Genomic DNA, 18,871 nt, shown 5'->3' on the forward strand with positions numbered 1-18,871 from the left:
CCTCCAGCACCATCGTGACGGCGCGCTGCGCCACCTTGTCCTCGAAGGTTGGAATGCCGAGCATCCTTTGCGAGCCGTCCGCTTTTGGGATGTACGCCCGGCGGACCGGCGGCGCGCGATAGCGGCCAGACTCGTATGGGGATCGGATTGTCAAGGGTCCTTTTCGGTGCGGGACGGACGCGGACATCTCTTGAGTTCATGGGCTTCGACGCGGACAAGCGGCCCGAAGGGGCGGATTGGCCCGTCGAAGCCCATGACTGCCCAACGCCTGAGCCGCGCGCAGCGGTCAACCCTCGCGTCAGCGACCGCGAAGCGGCGGCTCGCGTCAGCGAGGCGGGGTTGACGGCGAGCACGGGCTCAGGCCCTCGCCGCGGTCGGACCGCGGATAAGGCCGGAGCCGGGGAAGGTCCCGCGCTCCCGTGGGCCATGTTCCAGTCGACCTCGGGCAAGGCGTGAGGCTTTATGCAACGTCGATCCAAGGCGGCTCCCCTTCGCTTTAGGCCGCACGCGGCCGGCAAACTCGTATCCGGCGGCGCTCATGGGGAAGCGCCAGACCATGATGCCCTTTTCGCTGGGCCGGTTGGGGAGCCAAGGGGGCAGGACCAATCTTGATGACGGCGTCTTGCAGCCATAGTCCGGCACGGCGACCTGCCCACCTTGGACACGTTGCAGACGTCAGCATCGCTCTGTCGCCTGGTTGTTGGTGTCGCGTTCGAAAAGCGTTGTCGGGTTGCGCTCTCCTTGATCGTTACGCCGCGGCCAGACGCACGCCCTCGGGAACGACGCCGGTCTCGACGTAGCGCCACAGGGCGACGAGCAGCTTGCGCGCCAACGCGATGGCCATGATCTTTTTCGTCCGGCCCTTGGCGCCTTGCGTGCGCCCGTGGAACCACTGGGCGAGCGCGCTTTGCGGCTGAAACATCAGCCAGCGCCACATCAGCTGGGTGAGAATGCGCCGGACACGCGGATTGCCGTTCTTGCTCAGGCCCTGCTCGCGCCTCGACCCGCCGCTGTCGTAAGGCGTGCCGGTCATGCCGACGAAAGCGGCCAGCGCCCTGCGGTCGCGGAAGCGTCGCGAAAAGACTTCGTGGACCAGTGTCGTGGCCGTCTCCACCCCGACCCCGACGAGGCGGGCGAGCGCCTGGATCATTCTTTCGAAGCGGTCGGGATCGGCGACGGCGACGACCCGCTCGCGGGCCGCCTCGATCTCTCTCAGCTGCTCGGACAACAACCGATGCTGCGCCAACAGGCGCTCGAGGCTCGCCTTGGTGTTCGCCGGCAGCGGCCTTCCGTCGAAGGCGCGCAGCTTGTCCAGATGCTCGGCAGCCTTCTTCAGACGCGGCCGAAAGTGGGCGACGCCGAAGCGGGCGAGCAGGCTGCGCATCTGATTCTCGACCTTCAGGCGCGCCGCCGTCAGGGTCTCGCGCTGACGTCCCGGCTCGCGCATGTCCTCCTCCGCCTCGCTCGGAATGGGCGCCATCGTGCAGTGCCGGGGTTCTCCCCTCAGCCAGCCCAGAAGCGCCCGCAAAAGAATGTCGACGTCGATGCGGTCGGTCTTGGCGCGCCGGCCGCGACGCTCGACCGGTAGGCTCGCCGGATGCATGACGTAGACCTCGATCCCGCGCTCGCGCAGGGCCCGCGCGATCCAAAAACCGTCGAGGCCCGCCTCGTAGCCCACAACCACGCGCCGCACGTCATGGCCGGCCTTGGTCGCCTCGTTCTTCCACTGCTCGATCGCCCTGAGCGCGCCATCGATGTCCCCGGCCTCGAGTTGGCGCGAGGGACGACGCGACACACCCGGCACGATTGCGCCGGCTTGCCACGACTTGCCGCTCAGTTCCAGAACGGCCACGAGGGTGCTAGCCTGGTCAAAGGCGGTCGCGGATTTGCGCGGATCGAAAGCTTCGCTCATCGGGTGCTCCTGCTTGAGGTGTTGGACAACCTTTGAGGATAACCGATCACGCGGCCGCCAACCCCCATAGCATCTTGATCGGAGAGTGTCGAAAAATCTTCCATTGAGATCGAACGTCGCCGCCCGCTTGAGTATGCTTGGAGACGCGACGCCTTGCGTTTCCCAGCATGGCGGAGTTTTCGCGTCTGCCGGCCCGGCTGTCCGCAATCGCCCGGAAAACCCGCCGCAACTTATTGAAAATGCTGAATCCGCGCCTGGGAATGGTCGGCCCGCCAAAGCGCCGGCATCCGGCGGAGCCTCCGTCGTCAGCGCCACGTTTCCGAACCTGATCGGCGCGAGACACTTGCATGTCCGGACGACGCCCAATGGCGTGGCGGCCTGCAGAAAGCGCACTACCGCCCTCGCGGCGATCGCAAGCCGCGGTCAAGACAAGCGCGCCCCTTGCTCGTTAAGAGGCTTGGCTCGAAAAGCCGCGGGCCGCGTCGACGGGGGGCGCGTGGTATCGTATCCTAGCGTGCAGCGACGCCGCAAACAGGAACACGTAATGACCACTTCGTCCGCCTCCGTGTCGTCCGAACTCGTCCGCCGCGAGGAGGACGCCGGCGTGGTCACCCTGACGCTCGCGCAAAGCCAGAACCGTAATGCGCTCGGCCTCGCCATGATCGACACGCTGATCGTCGCGTTCGCCGACATCGCCAAAGACCCGAGTGCGCACGTCGTCGTCGTCGCCGGCGAGGGACCGGCGCTCAGCGCCGGCCACGACCTGCGCGAAATCCAGGCGCACCGCAACGACCCCGACCGCGGGCGGGCGTTCAACGAGCTCATCATGACGCGCTGTGCGACGCTGATGCAGGCGATCGTCGCCCTGCCGAAGCCCGTGATCGCGGCTGTGGAAGGCGTCGCCACGGCGGCCGGCTGCCAGCTCGTGGCCTCCTGCGACCTCGTGGTCGCGGGCGAGGCGGCGCGTTTCGCCCTGCCCGGCGTCAACATCGGGCTCTTTTGCTCCTCGCCGCTGGTCGCCGTCGGACGGACACTCTCGCGCAAGCATGCGATGGAGATGGCGCTCACCGGAAAGCTCTACAGCGCCGCCGAGGCCGAGCGCATGGGACTCGTCAACCGCGTCGTTCCGCAGGGCCGGGCGCTCGCCGAGGCCAAGGTCTTGGCGACCAGCATCGCGTCGCGCTCGGCGCCGACGCTGGCGATCGGCAAGCGCGCTTTCAATGAGCAGATCGAGGAGCCGCTGTCCGTGGCCTATGCGCTCGCCGCCAAGGCGATGGTCGAGAACCTCGCCGAGCCCGACTCGTCCGAGGGGATCGCCGCCTTCCTCGAAAAGCGCGAACCCCGCTGGAGCGCCTGAAATGCCTGTGGTGGACGGCCTCGACGATGTTGCGATCCGCGACATCCTGATGAGCGTGCGCCGGATCGCCGTCGTCGGCGCCTCGCCCAAACCCACCCGGCCATCCAACGAGGTGCTCGGAATCCTGATCGACCGGGGATATGAGACTTTTCCGGTCAATCCCGGCCACGCCGGCGCGCTGATCCGCGGGCGTCCGGTGGCCGCTCGGCTCGCAGACGTGCCGCCTCCGGTCGACATGGTCGATGTGTTCCGGAATTCCGCCGCAGCCGGCGACGCCGTCGACGCGGCTCTCAGCCTCGATCCGCTGCCTCGCGTCATCTGGATGCAGCTAGGCGTGATCAACGAGGCCGCCGCCGGGCGCGCCCGCGCCCGCGGCGTGACCGTGGTCATGAACCGCTGTCCGGCGATCGAGCTTCGCCGCCTGGGTGTGTCCGGTGCGCCCCGCGAGGGCGGTTAACGACATTTATTGAGCCACATCAATGCGCGTTCCGACTGGCGCCGCGAGAAACGCATAATCGGATCAAAAAAGTCGGTCGCCGGCCCTCGACGTGGGGCTGGACATAAGCCAACAGACGATCCGAAAGGCGCCCGTTGCGCCTGCAGGTTTGCTTTGACCGCGCGCTTGCAAAGAAGGTCGCCTCGCCGCCTTGTGCGTCGGGGATAGCGACGGTCGGCGTGGGGCATCAGGCGCTCATGGGGCGCCGGCCGTCGCGAAACACTCGCCTAAAGTCGTACAGAATCGCCGTCGACAGCGTAGCCACGGGCAAACAGCTGTGCTACTTAAGTCCAACGTCACCGCCGGGGCAAAAAGGCGGGATGCGGGAGGTGGGGACCGCCAATGGGAGGGACCCGATGCAATATTACGATTTTGAAGTGCTTCAAGGCGATGACATCATCGCCGCGGAGCGCGCGGTGGCGCTTATCGATTCGCGCGCAGCCTGGCCAAAAGTCATTGGAATAGCGAAGGATTTGGCCGCCCCCGGGTGTCGTATCCGCGTTCGCGAGCAGCAGGGCGAAACCATCATCCTGATCGGCGCCACGGCTGCCCGTCGCTACCCCGACCTCGCCTTCGCCTGAACGGCTGTCCCTGTCAGGCAAGGAGGGTCCGCGCGGTACGGAGAAAGACGCGCGCGCCGATCCCGATCAGGACGTCGGGGAAGTCGTAGTCGGGATTGTGCAGGCCGGGACAGTCTTCCCCGGCGCCGAGCAGGAAAAGCGCCGACGGCGCGGCGCGGCCGAAGACGCCGAAGTCCTCCGAGGCCAGCATCGGCTGGCCGGTTTCGCCATAGGGGACGCGCTCCGCATCCAAGGCGGCGGCGAGATGGGCGACCGCCTCCGGGGCGTTGTCGCAAGCCGCGAACGCGTCGGCGTAACCTATGGAAAGCGCGAGGCCTTCCCGGGTCGCGGTCCCACGGGCGAGCACTTCCGCCTCGGAGCAGAGGCGCTCCATGCGGGCGTCGGTCAGTGTTCGCAGGGTGGCCCAGAGTTCCGCATCTCCCGGAGCGACGCCGAAACTTCGCGCGCCCATTTCGGCGTGCGTCACGGTGGCCATGGCGAAGTCCTCGTCAAGTTTTCCGAGCGCGCCAAGCGCCGTCAGCGCCGGCATCAGCCCGGCGAGCGCGGCCATCGGCGAGGCCCCCTGGTCCGGCGTACTCGCGTGAGCGGTCCGGCCCTTCAGGACGACCTTCATGCCGCGCGAGGCGCAGGCGACCGGGCCCGCTCTCAGCGCCGCGCAGCCAAGCGGCAGGCCCGGCATATTGTGCAAGGCGAAGCAGAAGTCGGGCCTGATCTCGGGAAACTTTGGATCGGCGACGACAGCGGCGGCGCCCGATCCATCTTCCTCGGCCGGTTGAAACAGGAGCACGGCGCGGCCGCGCTGCGGCCGCTCGGCCGCGAGCCCCTGCGCAGTCGCGGCCAAAATCGCCATATGGCCGTCGTGGCCGCAGAGATGCGCTGATCCCGCCCGCGCCGACCGGTGCGCGAAGGTCGAGATCTCTTCGATCGGAAGGGCGTCGAGTTCAGCGCGGAAGAGGACCGTCGGACCGGGCGACTGGCCCCGGTAAACGAACGCGACGCCATGACCCCCGAGTCCGGCGATGACCTGGTCCGGCGCGGTCGGGGCGAGGAAGCGGCGCACTTCGCAAGCGGTCTCCGCTTCCGCGCCCGAGAGGTCCGGCGCGCGGTGAAGCAGTCTTCGCCAGGCGGAGAAATCGCTCAAATCCGCGTCGGTCAGGACCATCTCGGTTTTTCCCGTTCAGGGGCGGTGGCGCAGCAGCATGCCGTAAAGGTCGCGCGGATCGTCGGGATCGGCGAGCAGGTCGAGGTTGATATAGTGTTCGGCACCCTCGAGGTGGTCCCGGATGTAGCGCAGAGCAGAGAAATCCTCGATCGCGAAGCCGACGCCGTCGAACAGCGTGATCTGCTGCGCGTCGCGCCGCCCCGGCGCCTGTCCCGTCAGGACGCGCCAAAGCTCGGTCACCGGGTGGTCGCGCTTGAGCTGCTGGATCTCGCCCTCGATGCGGGTCTGCGGCGCGTATTCGACGAAGATGTCCGAGCGCAACAGAATGTCCGGATGAAGTTCGGTTTTTCCCGGGCTGTCACCGCCGATCGCGTTGAGATGGACGCCGGCGCCGATCATGTTGTCGGTCAGAATGGTCGCGTTGCGCTTGTCGGCGGTGCAGGTGGTGACGATCTCGGCGCCCAAAATCGCCTCCTCGCTCGAGGCGCAGGAAACGACCGCGAGGCCCGAGCCCTCGAGGTTCGCCGCGGCCTTGCGCGTCGCCTTCGGATCGATGTCGTAGAGGCGCACCGCCTCGACGCCGCATAAAGCCTTGAAGGCGAGCGCCTGGAACTCGCACTGCGCGCCGTTGCCGATGATCGCCATCGTCCGCGCGCCCCGCGGCGCCAGCGCTCTCGCGGCGACGGCCGACGTCGCCGCCGTGCGCATCGCGGTCAAGATCGTCATTTCGGAGATCAGCATCGGGTAGCCGCTGTCGACGTGGGACAGCACGCCGAAGGCCGTGACCGTCTGCCGGCCCGCCGCCGTGTTCTTCGGGTGGCCGTTGACGTACTTGAAGCCGTAGGTCGCCCCGTCGCTGGTCGGCATCAGCTCGATCACGCCTTCGGCCGAGTGGGCCGGGATCCGGGGCGTCTTGTCGAACACCTCCCAGCGCCGGAAGTCCTCCTCGATATAGGCGGCGAGGTCGACGAGCATCCGCTCGAGCCCGATGTCCCACACGATCCGCATCATGTGGTCGACGCTGACGAATGGTACGAGGCTCAGCAGCCCCGGCCCCGGCGAGCTCATGGCTTGGCTCCTGCTTCATCTTGCGCGGGAGGCGAGGCGAGCCCAAACTGGCTCACCCGTCCAGTCGCCGCCCGCGGCGCCCCCGTTCCCCTTATACCGGAGCCGATCGCCGACATGAACGCCCCCGTCAACAACGCAATCGCAGCCATGATCCCGGAGCTCACCGAATGGCGCCATGACTTCCATCGTCATCCGGAACTCGGCTACGAGGTTCCGCGCACCGCGCGCCTGGTCGCCGAGCGTCTGCGGGCCTTCGGCTTCGACGAGGTCATCGAGGGGGTGGGCAAAACGGGGGTGCTCGGGCTGCTTCATGGCGGCGCCGGCCCGGCCGCGGGCGAGGCGAAGCGCGTGCTGTTCCGCGCCGACATGGACGCGCTGCCGATCCTCGAGGCGACCGGGGCGGAATACGCCTCCGGCGCCGCCGGGCGCATGCACGCCTGCGGCCACGACGGCCACACCACCATGCTGCTCGGCGCGGCGCGGCGCCTGGCGGACACCCGCGACTTCGACGGGACGCTGGTCTTCTGCTTCCAGCCGGCCGAAGAAGGCTACGCGGGCGCGCAGGCGATGATCGAGGACGGCATGCTCGAGCGTTTCCCGGTGAAGGGCGCCTACGCCGTGCACAACTGGCCCGGCGTGCCGATCGGCGCTTTCGCGATGGCGCGCGGGCCGATGATGGCGTCGACGGGCAAGTTCTTGATTACGGTCGAGGGCTTGGGCGGCCACGCGGCCTTTCCGCACCTCACCCGCGACCCGATCGTGGCCGCCGCCGCGATCGTGACGGCGGCGCAGACCATCGTCTCCCGCGTCGTCGATCCGCTCGATCCCGCCGTCGTGTCGATCACCGCGATCCACGCCGGCGACGCCTTCAACGTGATCCCGGGCCGGGTCGAGATGAGGTGCAACGTCCGCTGCTTCTCGGACGCGGTCGGCAGGACGATCGAGACCGAGCTGCGCCGGATCTCAGCGGACACGGCGGCGGCGCTCGGCGCGCGCGCCGTCATCGAGACGGGCGGGGGCCTCCCCTACCCTCCGCTGGTCAACCACCCGGCCGAAACCGAGCTGGCGCTCGCGGCCATGCGGGCCGTGGCGGGACCGGAGAATGTGCGCGACGACCTGAGGCCGGTCATGGGCGCGGAGGACTTCGCCTTTGTCCTCCGCCAGGTCCCGGGCGCCTATGTCTTTCTCGGCAATGGCGAAACGGCGATGCTGCACAATCCGGAATACGACTTTAACGATGCCGCCATCGCCCATGGGGTCGCCTATTGGACGGAGCTCGCCCGGACAGTTTTGCCGGCATAACCGCGGTTTTTGGGCAACTGTCCTTTGTTTTCAACAGGTTACGCGGGATTTTGGTCGACTCTCGGAACAACTGCCTAATGTTTTCAATGACTTAGCGGGAGGTCTCGAATTCTACTCGCAGGTCGCGGGCAGGCCGTTGTCAGCGCACGGGGCGCTCCGGCGCTATTCAGCCGGGCCGCCGGCAGCCGCTGTCTCGAGCCGCGGCCGGCGCAGTATGGCGCTGACGACGCCGAGCACGACGATATTGAGAACGAGCGCGGCGATGCCGATGTTCACGTCGTCGAGCGCCGGGGGCAGGAACGGCAGCAGGTTCGTCAGGGTCAGGTGCTGCGTCGTCGTCAGCGCCACCATGCCGACGCCGGCGGCGATGCCGGCAAAGGCCCCGGCGCTGCTGACCGGATTGCGCGGCATCAGGCTTGCGATCAAAGCGGGAAAGAGCTGGGTGACGAAGGCGTAGCCCATCAAGAGGAGCGCCACGATGGTCTGGCTGCCGCCGATCGCGAACCAGACCGCCACGAGCGCCCAGATCGGAACGGAGGCGCGCGCGATCAGCGCGATGCGATCGGGATTTGTGATGCCGGTCAGGGGCGCCAACAGGTCGTTGGCGAACAGGGTCGCGGTGGCCATCAGGATCAACGAGCCCGGCACCAGCGCAGTCAAAATGCCAGCGCCGCCGATGACGCCGACGAACCACGGATCGAAATTCTGGATCGAGATTTTGAACAGCGCCAGATCCACTTCGCCGCCCTTCAGGCCCGGAACCTTGAGGACGGCGGCGAATCCGACAAAGAACACGAACAGCAAAATGAGCTGGTAGAGCGGCATGACGATCGCGTTTTTGCGGAACACCCCGGCGTCCCGCGCGGTGAACGCCGCGCCAAACGCGTGCGGCCACATGTAGAAGCCGAGCGCCGAGAGCAGCACGGACGAGCTGAACCACAACACGTTCTGGCCGCGCTCGGGAAGCGCGAGGAACCCTGACTTCGCCTCGTCGATCGCGCTGAACATCGCGCCGAATCCGCCGTATAGGTGAAGCGGCAGGTAGATGCCCATGAAGAGAACGATCAGCAGGATCAAGGAGTCCTTGACGACCGCGTTCCATGCGGAGCCGCGGACGCCCGACACCATCACGTAGGCCGTGACGATCGCCGCGCCGATCCCAATCGCGACACTGGGCGAGATCGACCCGTAGGAGCTCGTCGAGACGATGATGCCGAGCCCCTTGAGCTGGAGGACCATGTAGGGAATCAGCGCCACGACTCCCACGAGCGCGACCAGTCCGCCCAGGACGGGGCTGTCGTACCGGTGCCGGAAATAGTGCGGCTGGGAAATCAGATGGTGGGCCTGTGCGTAACGCCAGATCGCCGGCAACAACCAGTAGGACAAAATGTACGCAAGGCTGCCGTAGCAGAGGATGTAATAGGTCGGTCCGCCCTTCCCATAGGCCCAACCGCTGCCTCCGAGGAAGGTGAAGGTCGTATAGATCTCCCCGGCCATCAGCAGGAAGACGAAGATCGCCCCGAAGCCGCGGCCCGCCACTGTCCATTGCTCGAGGTTCATGTCCTTGCCATGAGCCGCGCGCAGGCCGAGGCCCAGCGCAAGCGCAGCAAAGGCAAAGATGATGAGGAGCGCCGCGTTCACTGTCCGCCGCCGTCGCCGCGGTTGGCTGGATCGAAGACGTAGATCAACGCGATGATGGCCGAGGTGAGCACCACCCACATCACCAGTCACGCGAGCAAGAGCGGCATGCCGAGCACCAGCGGCTGCGTCCGGTTGAGGAAGACCGGGCCGATCAGCATGCCGAGAAAGGGTAACGCGGCGAGCCAGCGGATCACGGGGTCACCTGCGATGACGGGTTTTCGCGATTAGCTGGATACACCGGGCGTCCGAGTCGAGCAAATGGCGAACGGGCCAAATCGACCTGTTTACAGACGCGCGTTGGTGCAAAAATCGGGCATTTGGAACGGCATTTTTCGGCCAAAAATCGGCGGCTTTTGAGGAGGCCGAAGGAGCGGTGGCGGCCTCCCGGAACGATATCGCGCGAGGCATTTTTGTGCGAATAGCATGGGGGAGCGCCGGCGGTCTGCAGATGGTCGTTCTCGGGCGACGCCCCGTTTTCTCGGCGTGGACGCCCGGGGTTCGCGCCCGGACGATTTCCAGTCAAGACGATTCAGGCCGCAACGAGCCGCTTCGAACGCCGCGCCCGAGCCCCCGCAAAACCGAGCCCGGCGAAGCCCGCGAGCATCATCGCCCAAGTCGAAGGCTCCGGCACTGGAGTCAGGAGAAAACTGGTGATGGTGTAGTCTGTGGAGGGGTAGTTGTAGAGGTAGATACCGTAACCGACAATGTCTCCGCGATCATTGATCGCTGTCGCTTGCGCAATTGGCCAATCGCTGCCCAAGACGCCGCCGAGATATTTGTCCCCACGCCCGTGGACGACCACAAGACCGCATCGCCGCCGTCCTCGGTTTGAGAATACCCGACGATCTGGCCGGAGTCGTTGATCCCGCTGGCATAGCTGTACCCCTGGCCGCCGACATCCTGGAGCGCCGTGCCAGTCCCGGTGGACGACCACAAGACCGCATCGCCGCCGTCCCCGGTTTGAGAATACCCGACGATCTGGCCGGAGTCGTTGATCCCGGTGGCAAGGCTGTACCCCTGGCCGCCGACATCCTGGAGCACTGTGCCAGTCCCGGTGGACGACCACAAGACCGCGTCCAAGGTGAAGGCCGGGTCCTCGCTTAGAGATGTCCCGACGATCTGGCCGGAGTCGTTGATCCCGGCGGCAAAGCTTGACCCCTGGCCGCTGACGTCCTTCAGCACCGTGCCAGTCTCGGTGGACGACCACAACACCGCGTCAGCGCCCACCGCGTCAGCGCCGTGGGCCGTATAGGAGGACCCAACGATCTGGCCGGAGTCGTTGATCCCGCCGGCAAAGCTGCTCCCCTGGCCGCCGACGTCCTTCAGCACGGTGCCAGTCCCGGTGGACGACCACAACACCGCGTCAGCGCCGTGGGCCGTATCTGAGGACCCAACGATCTGGCGGGAGTCGTTGATCCCGGTAGCATAGCTGTACCCCTGGCCGCCGACGTCCTGCAGCACCGTGACCTTGTAGTTTGCGGCGCTCGCCTCGCCCACTGCGACGGAGACTATCGCCAATGCTGAGGCGTATTTGAGAAACATAACGCCACCCCTTGCTTGTGAACCAGATCATCGACTGACAATCCATCCCACTCAAGATAAATACGGATGTTAACATGCGGCGAGTTGTCTCACCGCACAGTCTCGCGTTTTCGACAGCCGCTGAAGCGCTTAGGACGGATATCCCACGCCAGCCCGCCCTGGTAGGCGAGTCGAGGAAGCGGCAAGCATCCGCTCGGGCGCTCCCGTGCGCTCGGTTGAGAACCAGGCCGAGCTGATGCGCCATCGCGCGCGAGCTGATGGTCGGGCAACGCACGGGCGGCGCTCAACGCGCTGCGCGGCCATCTGTCGGAAATCGGGGTCGTCGCCGCGCAGGGGGTTCAGAACGCTTGCGCGCTCAAGGAGCTGGCCGACGGCGTCGACGACGACGACGGCGAGATCGTGGTTCCCGACTGCGTGCGCTCCTCGCCCTCCTGCCGCTCGTCCGGCAGATCGACGCGCTCAACGAAGCGGCTGACCCCGCGTGAGCATTCGACCGGCGGCAAGCCGCGGCTCGGGCGGATCACCAAGATGGGCGACCGCTATTCTCACGCAAGCTGTTGGTTCAGGGCGCCTGCTCGTCGCTTGGCCACCGCAAAGGGCATAACGACGCCCTGCGCCGCTGGGCGAGCGGAATGCTCGAGCGCAAGACCGTCAAGTACAAGTTCAAGCTGACCGCGGTGGCGCTCGCCAACAAGCTGGCGCGGATCGTCTATGCGCTCGCAACCAAGGGCGGCCAATACGACGACCGGCCGGTCGCGGCCTGATCCAGCAGACTCTGCAAAGAGCGCGAGGGGCTTGACAGATATCGTTGTCGGCGCGACGGCGTGCGCCAGCGCGGTCGCCGGCGTTTTTCTGCGGGTGGCCGAGCAACCCGATTCTCCTATTTCCCGAGTCAACCCGCGATGCAGCTACGCCAACAATGAACTTGACGCCAATCGACAACCCGCCAGAGCGGCCCGACCCTCACCCGATCTGCCTCTTAATGCCGGCGGCAGATGAAGACGAATTGCAGAACCTGACAGAGGATATTCGCGCACACGGCTTGCATGATCCCATTGTGCTTTTCGAGAAGCGGATACTTGACGGCCGCTGCCGCGACGCCGCTTGCAAAAGCGCGGGTGTAGCGCAGCGCTACGTTGAATTTGAGGGCACGAGAGAAGAAGCCCTGATGTTTGTGGTTTCCCACAACATCATCCGGCGTCATCTGACCAAGCAAGATATTGCCGACACGTTGGTTGAGGCTGAGGATTTCAACTTAAACTACGCGTTGGGATCGGTTCTCGGGGAAGCCGCCGCAGGGGGAGCCGCCGAGGCGCAGGGAGTCGAATCTGTAATTAAAATTACAGAGCCACATACAGCCTCGAGCCGTGAACTGGCGAAGGCGGCAGGCGGCGCCGTCAGCCATGCAATGATCAACGCCACACGCAAGGTCAAGAGGCAAGCCGAACCGGAATTGAAGGAGGCCGTCAAGAAGGGACGCATTGGGGTGCAGGACGCCGCTTTGGCGGCCGATCTGTCTCCCGAGCAACAAAGGGCCATTGCCGCGTCGCCAAAACCGAGAAGAGCGGCGAAAGATGCAGCCCAAGCAGCGAAGAACGCGGTCGCGCGCGCTGCCGGCGGCGAGGTGGACCCGCGCGTTGCTCTTCGGAAGGCGTGGGAAAGCGCAACGGCCCTGCGCCGTCTTTGGGAATCGGCTGACAACACGACAAGGGAATGGTTTATGGAAGCGGTTTGGTTCGACCTCGATCCCGCCAACAAACCACCAAGTCGCTGAAAAAATCGGGGCGCGTCGGATTCGCGCCGCTAAGCCTCGACGCCCTTCTCGGCGAGGATCTGGTTCATGTCGCGCGCGGGCTCGGCGCAGCCCGCTTCGCCGACGATCCGCGCCGGCACGCCGGCCACGGTCTTGTTGTGCGGCACCGGCTGCAGCACCACCGAACCGGCGGCGACGCGCGCGCAATAGCCGATCTCGATGTTTCCGAGGATCTTCGCCCCCGCGCCGATCAGCACGCCGTGGCGGATCTTGGGATGGCGGTCGCCGGTTTCCTTGCCGGTGCCACCCAGAGTCACGCCCTGGAGAATCGACACGTTGTCCTCGATCACCGTCGTCTCGCCGACCACGAGGCCGGTGGCGTGATCGAGGAATATGCCCTTGCCGATCCGCGCGCCGGGATTGATGTCGACGCCGAACACTGCGGAGGCGAGGCTCTGCAGGTTCAGCGCGAAGTCGCGCCGGCCGCCCTTCAAAAGCCAGTGCGACAGGCGATAGGCCTGGAGCGCCTGGAAACCCTTGAAGTAGAGCAGCGGCTCCATCATCCGCAGGCAGGCCGGATCGCGGTCGGCCACCGCCATGATGTCGGCGCGGAACGCCTCGCCGATCGACGGATCGCGGGCGATCGCCTCCGCAAAGGTCTGGCGGATCAGCGCCGCGGAGACGTCGGCGTTGTCGAGCCGCGCCGCCACCCGATACGCCACCGCGCTCTCCAGCGTCTGGTGGTTCAGGATCGTCGTCATCAGGAAGGTGGCGAGCTCGGGCTCGCGCCGCATCGCCTCCTCCGCCTCCTGGCGGATGCGCGCGAGCAGAGGATCGCTTCCCGCCAGCCCGACAATGCGGGCCGTCAAACCTTGCGCCATGGCGAACTCCTGGCCGGCGTATTCCACCGCAATCATAGCATGGCCGCCGCCGGCTGGCGAAGGTCGGGATGCGCCCTCCCCTTCAGCGCGCGCGGGCGGAGGGCTGGAAGCGCGGCCACATGCGCGTCAGCACGGTGTCGCGCTTGAGCCACCCGTGCCAGACCACCGCGGCCAGATGCAGGACGAGCACGACGCCGATCGCCCAGGCAAAGACGTAATGGGCCTCGTCAGCGGAGGCCGCCAGAGCCTTGTCCGGACTGACGAGCGGCGGCAGCGTGAAAAGGCCGAAGAACGACACATCGTGTCCGCCTGCGCTCGACATCACGTAGCCGCTGACCGGCAACGCGATCATGAGCAGGTAAAGCAGGCCATGGGCCGCTTGGGCGCTGGCGTGCACGAGCCGGTCGAGCGCCACGGCGTAAGGCGGCGACCCGGCGAGCCGCGCGACGATCCTGAGGACAATCAACGCCAGCACTGCGACGCCGATCGACTTGTGGACAAACAGGACCTCGCCGCGCGCGTCCCCGCGCGGCAACTGCGTCGACCACACGCCGAGCCCGAGCGCGCCAAAGATCAGAAGCGCCATCAGCCAGTGCAGCGTGCGCACGAGGGGATGGTAGACGGCGACGAACTGCGACGGGCGATAGCTCTTCATGACGCGGCGTCCATTGACGGAGACGCCGTGTCATTGCCCGCAATCCCGACAATCTCAAGACCGCATGTCGTCGCACGCGATCACGTGTCGATGATCGCCACCGCCCGAGTCCAGCCGGCCGAGGCGCGCTCGATCTTGGCCGGAAAGCAGGACACCATGAAGCCGGTCGAGGGCAGCGCTTCGAGATTGTGCAGCTTCTCGATATGGCAGTAGCCGATGCGCCGGCCCGCCTTGTGGCCCTCCCAGATGATCGACGCGTCGTGCGTCTCCGCGTAGCGCTTCGCGGTATGGACGAAGGGCGCGTCCCAACTCCAGCCGTCGATCCCGTTCACGCGGACGCCGCGCTCGGTGAGGTAGAGCGTCGCCTCGGCGCCCATGCCGCAGCCGGAGGCGACATAGTCGGGGCGGCCGTATTTCGCCCCGGCGCTGGTGTTGACGACGACGATCTCCAGCGGCTTCAGCTCGTGGCCGATCCGTTTGAGCTCGGCCTCGACGTCGGCCGCGGTCGCGACATAGCCGTCGGCGAAATGGCGGAAATCGAGCTTCACTCCGGGTTGGAAGCACCATTCGAGCGGGATTTCGTCGATCGTCCAGGCGCGTTCGCCCTCGTTCATGGTCGGATGATAATGCCAGGGCGCGTCGAGATGCGTGCCGTTGTGGGTCGAAAGCTGGATGCGCTCGACCGCCCAGCCCTGCCCATCCGGCAGATCCTCCTTCTTGAGGCCAGGGAAGAACGGCAGGATCTGCGGCAGGCTCTGCTGATGGTCGATGTACTCGATCCTCGGCCCGTGCCCGGGCGGGTCGGCCGCGACATCGTTCTGCAGCGGCACGGAGATGTCGATCATGCGGCGAGCCATTACGTCCTCCCTTGAAAGGTCTTGCGCGCCGGGCTCAGCCCTGGCGCAGCACCGTATTGCGCAACACGCCGATGCGGTCGACGGAAAGCTCGATCGTGTCGCCGCTCTCGAGAAAACGCCCGATCTCCAGCCCGCAGCAGTTGCCGACGGTGCCGGAGCCGAACACTTCTCCCGCGTGAATGGTCTCGTCCTCCGAGGCGTAGGCGAGAAGCTCCTCGAAGGAAAAGAGCATGTCCTTCGTTTCGCCCTTGGCGCGCGTCTCGCCGTTGACGCGGACCTCGACCTCGAGCGTCTGGGGATCGCCGATCTCGTCCGGAGTCACGATCCAGGGGCCGAGCACGTTCGAGCCGTCGAAGCTCTTGCCCTTGGCCGGACCGAGCCGGCCTTGCATCTCGACCGTCTGGCGATCGCGCGCGGAAAAATCGTTGAAGATGGTGTAGCCGAAGATGTGCGCGCCGGCCTCGCTCTTCGGAATGTTCGCGCGCGTGCGGCGGGTGACGATCGCGACCTCGAGCTCGTAGTCCATCACTTGGCTGTAGCGCGGCCAATGGACGGTCGCTCCCGGTCCGACGACTGTCAGCCGGTTGGTGATGTAGTAGATCGGGAGCTCGCGATAGACCGCCGGCAGGTCTTCCAGCGGCTCCTGCATCACCGCGTTGAAGGCTTCGAGGCCGCCCGAGCGCATGGCGTAAACGGCTTTTCCGCCCCGGCCGGCCTGGCGGATGTGCAGGGCGAACGACATCGCATCGCGCATCTGCCGCGGCTCCGGCAGCGGCGCGAGAAGCTCGGCGCCGGCGAGGTCGACCCACAGGTCGGCGTCCACGCCGCGAGCGGCCACGAGCAGGCGGGCGCGGTCGAGGCCGGCGTCGTCGGCGTCGATCAGCGCGGGCATGGACTGGAAGGGCGCGGCGTCGACGCCGGCCCGCGCCGCGGCGGCCGCGAGATCGAAGAGGCGCCCGCCTTCCACGTCCACGACGCCGACGCGATCCCCGCCTCCCGCCCGATATGTCGTCAGCTTCACCGCGCGATCCTCCCTTGCCTTTTGCTCGTTTGTATACGATCCTAGTTTTTATCGATAATCAAGAGGCGCTGATCCACGCGCCGGAGGAGAGGAAACCCATGACCCTTCGCGGACTTTCGCTTCTCGTCGCCGCCTCCGCCCTCACCCTCGTCGCGGATACCGCCCTCGCCGATCCGTTCAAGCTCAAGATCGCCTGCACCGCGACCAGCGACTGCGCCTCCGCCATGGTCGCGCGCGATCAGGGCATTTTCGCCAAGCACGGCCTCGACGCCGACGTCGCGCTGATCGGCATCAACACCAACATTCCGCCGGCGATCGTGTCGGATTCGATCCAGATCGGCGGACCGACGTCGCCGGTCTTCCTGCAGGCGGTCGACGGCGGCCTCGATCTCGTCGCGGTCGCCGGCGCCTCGGTAATGGATCCGGCTGAAAGCAAGACAATCGCGGCGGTCGCCCGGACGGGCGTCGTCATCAAGGAGCCCAAGGACTTCGTCGGAAAGAAGGTCGGGGCGCCCGGGATCGGCGCGTTTCTTCACGTCCTGTTCCGCAAGTGGCTGATCGAGAAGGGCGTCGATCCCAAGAGCGTGAACTTCGTCGAAGTGACGTTTCCAACCATGAACGACGCGTTGAAGTCTGGCTCGGTCGACGCCGTCTTGACGGCGGAGCCGTTCGTCACCCGCATCAAGGCGGCGGGCAACGGCGACGTCGCAGCGCTTTACGCCGCCGACCTCGCCCGCGCCGATCCGATCATCTTCTACGCCGCTTCGCGCAAGTTCGCCGAGGCGCATCCGGACGTCATCAAGGCGTTCCGCGATTCGATCGCGGAGGCGGCGCCGATTGTCAATTCCGACCGCGAGGCCGCCAGCCAGTCGATCGCCAAGTTCACCAAGATGCCGATCGACCTCGTGCGGCTGACGAAGCCCGACCTCGCCAAGCCGGATTTGAAGGGCTCGGACCTCGCCTGGTGGATCGAGACGATGAAGCAGCAGGACATGCTGCAGGGAACGCCCGACCTCGACAAGCTGGTCCTGCCTTGACCCACGAGGACGCCGACACGCTCGCCGACCGCGCCGCTCAGAGGATCGAGGCCGACATTCTCGCCGGCGCGCTCGCCCCGGACAGCCGCCTCGGCATCGCGGAGACGGCGGCGCGATACGGAGTGGGCGCGACGCCCCTGCGCGAGGCGCTGTCGCGGCTCGCCGCCCGCGGCCTCGTCAACGCCATCGGCAAGCGCGGGTTCCGGGTGCAGTCGATCTCGCGCCAGGATCTCGCCGACATCGTGCGCATCCGCAGCGTACTCGAGCGCGAGGCTATCCGGCTCAGCCTCTTGGCCGGCGACGGCGCCTGGGAGGGGGCGATTGTCGGCGCGCTGCATCAACTCAAGCGCTACATCGCCGAGAATCCCAAGGGTTTCGGCGAGGGCGAGCCTGCGTTCGACGCCTTGCACAAGCGGTTCCACGGGTCCCTCCTCGCCGCCTGCGGCTCCCCCCGGCTCATCGCCGCCTGCGCCCGCCTCTACGACGAGGCCTATCGCTACCGGCGCCTGATGATGGCGGCCTTCACCAATCCGGGCGAGTTCGTCAAAAGCCACGAGATCCTCGCGGAGGCGGCGATCGAACGCGCGACCGAGCGCGCCCAGGCGCTGGCCGAGGCGCACATCGCCTCGACTCTCGCGCTCGTCTATCCGGAAGCCGCGAGCCCGGACGCGTGAACGGCTCCGAACCCGCGCTGATCGAATTCCGCGAGGTCGACCTCGCCTTCGGCGATCACCTCGTGCTCGGCAAATTGTCGTTCGCCGTCCGGCGGGGCGAGGTCGTCTGCATGGTCGGCTCCTCCGGCTCCGACGACCGCGCTCAGGGTCGCCTCCGGCCTTATCAGGCCGACGCGCGGCGAAGTGACCTTCGCCGGCGCGCCGGTAAGGGGCCCGCGCCGCGACGTCGCAATCGTCTTCCAGGACTATTCCAAGGCCCTGTTGCCATGGCGCACGGCAGCCGGGAACGTGGCGCTCGCGCTGGAGGCGATGGGCGCGCCGCGCGCCGAGCGTCGCGACCGCATCGCGGCGCTGCTGAAACGCGTCGGGCTCGCCGCCTTCGCCGACAAGTATCCGTCGCAGATGTCGGGGGGGATGCAGCAGCGGCTGCAGATCGCCCGCTGTCTGGCGCAGGAGCCGGCCGCCCTGATGATGGACGAGCCGTTCGGCGCGCTCGACGCGATGACCCGCCAGACGCTCCAGGACGAGATGCTCGACATCGCGCGCGGAACCGGCGCGACCATCTTCTTCGTCACCCACGATCTCGAGGAGGCGATCTATCTCGGCGACCGCGTGATCGGGCTGAAGCCGCATCCGGGCCGGGTGGGCGTCGAGATCGCAGTCGACCTGCCGCGGCCGCGCAACCAGGTCACGACCCGGGAAAGCCCGGAATTCCTGCGGCTTCGCCACAAGCTTTACGACTTCATCTACGCCAGCGATTCCGGGGCGCGGACATGAAGGCGGCGAAGGCGTCTTCCCCGTTGTCCTCATCATTCTGGCCGAGATCGGCGCGCGCGCCGGCGGCCCGAGCGATTCCGTCGCTCCGCCCTCCGAGATCTTCGCCACCTTTCTCGACGCCCTTCGCGACGGCTCGCTTCTCGCCGCCACGCGCG

At 66.7% G+C, this 18,871-nt stretch carries 20 protein-coding genes and 1 pseudogene; 9 read left to right on the forward strand and 12 right to left on the reverse strand.

Features of this window, described 5'->3' with window-relative positions; all coding sequences use genetic code 11:
- Nucleotides 1-748: 748 nt before the first annotated feature.
- Nucleotides 749-1,912, reverse strand: coding sequence for an IS110 family transposase (locus ACLP25_RS02045; RefSeq protein WP_442467575.1), 1,164 nt, complete (start codon nt 1,910-1,912; stop codon nt 749-751).
- Between the two features lie 544 nt (nt 1,913-2,456).
- Here ACLP25_RS02045 and ACLP25_RS02050 point away from each other — a divergent pair.
- From ACLP25_RS02050 to ACLP25_RS02060, 3 genes are all read left to right on the forward strand, one after another.
- Complete coding sequence (locus ACLP25_RS02050) at nt 2,457-3,269, forward strand: enoyl-CoA hydratase (RefSeq protein WP_442467576.1); 813 nt, start codon at nt 2,457-2,459, stop codon at nt 3,267-3,269.
- A gap of 1 nt (nt 3,270) precedes the next feature.
- Entirely contained in the window at nt 3,271-3,726 is a 456-nt protein-coding gene (locus ACLP25_RS02055) for a CoA-binding protein (protein WP_442467577.1), read from the forward strand.
- A 395-nt stretch (nt 3,727-4,121) separates the two neighbouring features.
- A complete protein-coding gene (locus tag ACLP25_RS02060; RefSeq protein ID WP_442467578.1) occupies nt 4,122-4,346 on the forward strand; it encodes a hypothetical protein in 225 nt (74 codons plus the stop codon).
- Between the two features lie 13 nt (nt 4,347-4,359).
- Here the strand turns inward: ACLP25_RS02060 and ACLP25_RS02065 are convergent, their stop codons facing one another.
- Nucleotides 4,360-5,508, reverse strand: coding sequence for an amidohydrolase (locus ACLP25_RS02065; RefSeq protein ID WP_442467579.1), 1,149 nt, complete (start codon nt 5,506-5,508; stop codon nt 4,360-4,362).
- 15 nt (nt 5,509-5,523) lie between these two features.
- Nucleotides 5,524-6,576, reverse strand: a complete 1,053-nt coding sequence (locus ACLP25_RS02070) for an ornithine cyclodeaminase (RefSeq protein ID WP_442467580.1) — start codon at nt 6,574-6,576, stop codon at nt 5,524-5,526.
- 114 nt (nt 6,577-6,690) lie between these two features.
- Here ACLP25_RS02070 and ACLP25_RS02075 point away from each other — a divergent pair, with 114 nt between their 5' ends.
- On the forward strand, nt 6,691-7,878 hold the full coding sequence (locus ACLP25_RS02075) for a M20 aminoacylase family protein (RefSeq protein ID WP_442467581.1): 1,188 nt from the start codon (nt 6,691-6,693) through the stop codon (nt 7,876-7,878).
- Nucleotides 7,879-8,040: 162 nt separating this feature from the next.
- Here the strand turns inward: ACLP25_RS02075 and ACLP25_RS02080 are convergent, their stop codons facing one another.
- The 5 genes and pseudogenes from ACLP25_RS02080 to ACLP25_RS02100 all read right to left on the reverse strand — a co-directional run bounded on the left by ACLP25_RS02080 (nt 8,041) and on the right by ACLP25_RS02100 (nt 11,564).
- Nucleotides 8,041-9,519, reverse strand: coding sequence for a sodium:solute symporter family protein (locus ACLP25_RS02080; RefSeq protein WP_442467582.1), 1,479 nt, complete (start codon nt 9,517-9,519; stop codon nt 8,041-8,043).
- 86 nt (nt 9,520-9,605) lie between these two features.
- Nucleotides 9,606-9,713 (reverse strand): DUF3311 domain-containing protein, encoded by a 108-nt coding sequence (locus ACLP25_RS02085; RefSeq protein ID WP_442467583.1) that lies wholly within the window; start codon nt 9,711-9,713, stop codon nt 9,606-9,608.
- Nucleotides 9,714-10,048: 335 nt separating this feature from the next.
- A pseudogene (locus ACLP25_RS02090) lies at nt 10,049-10,153 on the reverse strand (PEP-CTERM sorting domain-containing protein); the annotation flags it as partial.
- Nucleotides 10,154-10,155: 2 nt separating this feature from the next.
- The gene (locus ACLP25_RS02095; protein WP_442467584.1) at nt 10,156-11,061 is read right to left on the reverse strand and encodes a hypothetical protein; all 906 of its coding nucleotides are present in this window, start codon (nt 11,059-11,061) and stop codon (nt 10,156-10,158) included.
- 338 nt (nt 11,062-11,399) lie between these two features.
- Nucleotides 11,400-11,564, reverse strand: a complete 165-nt coding sequence (locus ACLP25_RS02100) for a hypothetical protein (RefSeq protein WP_442467585.1) — start codon at nt 11,562-11,564, stop codon at nt 11,400-11,402.
- Nucleotides 11,565-11,693: 129 nt separating this feature from the next.
- Between ACLP25_RS02100 and ACLP25_RS02105 the strand changes: the two genes are divergently transcribed.
- Together ACLP25_RS02105 and ACLP25_RS02110 are read left to right on the forward strand one after the other, a co-directional pair.
- The gene (locus ACLP25_RS02105) at nt 11,694-11,825 is read left to right on the forward strand and encodes a hypothetical protein (RefSeq protein WP_442467586.1); all 132 of its coding nucleotides are present in this window, start codon (nt 11,694-11,696) and stop codon (nt 11,823-11,825) included.
- A 161-nt stretch (nt 11,826-11,986) separates the two neighbouring features.
- On the forward strand, nt 11,987-12,835 hold the full coding sequence (locus ACLP25_RS02110) for a hypothetical protein (protein WP_442467587.1): 849 nt from the start codon (nt 11,987-11,989) through the stop codon (nt 12,833-12,835).
- Between the two features lie 29 nt (nt 12,836-12,864).
- Here ACLP25_RS02110 and cysE read toward each other — a convergent pair whose 3' ends face one another.
- The 4 genes from cysE to ACLP25_RS02130 form a co-directional block, all read right to left on the reverse strand.
- Nucleotides 12,865-13,695, reverse strand: coding sequence for a serine O-acetyltransferase (gene cysE, locus ACLP25_RS02115; protein ID WP_442467588.1), 831 nt, complete (start codon nt 13,693-13,695; stop codon nt 12,865-12,867).
- A gap of 82 nt (nt 13,696-13,777) precedes the next feature.
- On the reverse strand, nt 13,778-14,350 hold the full coding sequence (locus ACLP25_RS02120; RefSeq protein ID WP_442467589.1) for a cytochrome b: 573 nt from the start codon (nt 14,348-14,350) through the stop codon (nt 13,778-13,780).
- An 80-nt stretch (nt 14,351-14,430) separates the two neighbouring features.
- Nucleotides 14,431-15,207: a cyclase family protein gene (locus ACLP25_RS02125; protein ID WP_442467590.1), complete on the reverse strand. Its 777-nt coding sequence runs from the start codon at nt 15,205-15,207 to the stop codon at nt 14,431-14,433.
- Between the two features lie 34 nt (nt 15,208-15,241).
- Nucleotides 15,242-16,228 (reverse strand): fumarylacetoacetate hydrolase family protein, encoded by a 987-nt coding sequence (locus ACLP25_RS02130; RefSeq protein WP_442467591.1) that lies wholly within the window; start codon nt 16,226-16,228, stop codon nt 15,242-15,244.
- 98 nt (nt 16,229-16,326) lie between these two features.
- Between ACLP25_RS02130 and ACLP25_RS02135 the strand changes: the two genes are divergently transcribed.
- The 3 genes from ACLP25_RS02135 (at nt 16,327) to ACLP25_RS02145 (ending at nt 18,716) form a co-directional block, all read left to right on the forward strand.
- A complete protein-coding gene (locus ACLP25_RS02135) occupies nt 16,327-17,265 on the forward strand; it encodes an ABC transporter substrate-binding protein (protein ID WP_442467592.1) in 939 nt (312 codons plus the stop codon).
- Nucleotides 17,262-17,939, forward strand: coding sequence for a GntR family transcriptional regulator (locus ACLP25_RS02140; protein WP_442467593.1), 678 nt, complete (start codon nt 17,262-17,264; stop codon nt 17,937-17,939). Before ACLP25_RS02135 ends, ACLP25_RS02140 begins: the two co-directional genes overlap by 4 nt.
- A gap of 183 nt (nt 17,940-18,122) precedes the next feature.
- On the forward strand, nt 18,123-18,716 hold the full coding sequence (locus ACLP25_RS02145; protein ID WP_442467594.1) for an ABC transporter ATP-binding protein: 594 nt from the start codon (nt 18,123-18,125) through the stop codon (nt 18,714-18,716).
- Nucleotides 18,717-18,871 lie beyond the last annotated feature (155 nt).

Origin of the sequence: Roseiarcus sp., from assembly GCF_052145395.1 — a bacterium.
Taxonomy (GTDB): Bacteria; Pseudomonadota; Alphaproteobacteria; order Rhizobiales; family Beijerinckiaceae; genus Roseiarcus.

Excerpts from the sequence above, each read along its gene's own strand:
- ACLP25_RS02070 (WP_442467580.1), bottom strand. The coding sequence starts at position 6,576 with ATGAGCTCGCCGGGGCCGGGGCTGCTGAGCCTCGTACCATTCGTCAGC.
- ACLP25_RS02050 (WP_442467576.1), top strand. The coding sequence starts at position 2,457 with ATGACCACTTCGTCCGCCTCCGTGTCGTCCGAACTCGTCCGCCGCGAG.
- ACLP25_RS02075 (WP_442467581.1), top strand. The coding sequence starts at position 6,691 with ATGAACGCCCCCGTCAACAACGCAATCGCAGCCATGATCCCGGAGCTC.
- ACLP25_RS02135 (WP_442467592.1), top strand. The coding sequence starts at position 16,327 with ATGACCCTTCGCGGACTTTCGCTTCTCGTCGCCGCCTCCGCCCTCACC.
- ACLP25_RS02065 (WP_442467579.1), bottom strand. The coding sequence starts at position 5,508 with ATGGTCCTGACCGACGCGGATTTGAGCGATTTCTCCGCCTGGCGAAGA.
- ACLP25_RS02105 (WP_442467586.1), top strand. The coding sequence starts at position 11,694 with ATGCTCGAGCGCAAGACCGTCAAGTACAAGTTCAAGCTGACCGCGGTG.
- ACLP25_RS02095 (WP_442467584.1), bottom strand. The coding sequence starts at position 11,061 with ATGTTTCTCAAATACGCCTCAGCATTGGCGATAGTCTCCGTCGCAGTG.
- cysE (WP_442467588.1), bottom strand. The coding sequence starts at position 13,695 with ATGGCGCAAGGTTTGACGGCCCGCATTGTCGGGCTGGCGGGAAGCGAT.
- ACLP25_RS02125 (WP_442467590.1), bottom strand. The coding sequence starts at position 15,207 with ATGGCTCGCCGCATGATCGACATCTCCGTGCCGCTGCAGAACGATGTC.
- ACLP25_RS02055 (WP_442467577.1), top strand. The coding sequence starts at position 3,271 with ATGCCTGTGGTGGACGGCCTCGACGATGTTGCGATCCGCGACATCCTG.
- ACLP25_RS02120 (WP_442467589.1), bottom strand. The coding sequence starts at position 14,350 with ATGAAGAGCTATCGCCCGTCGCAGTTCGTCGCCGTCTACCATCCCCTC.
- ACLP25_RS02060 (WP_442467578.1), top strand. The coding sequence starts at position 4,122 with ATGCAATATTACGATTTTGAAGTGCTTCAAGGCGATGACATCATCGCC.
- ACLP25_RS02045 (WP_442467575.1), bottom strand. The coding sequence starts at position 1,912 with ATGAGCGAAGCTTTCGATCCGCGCAAATCCGCGACCGCCTTTGACCAG.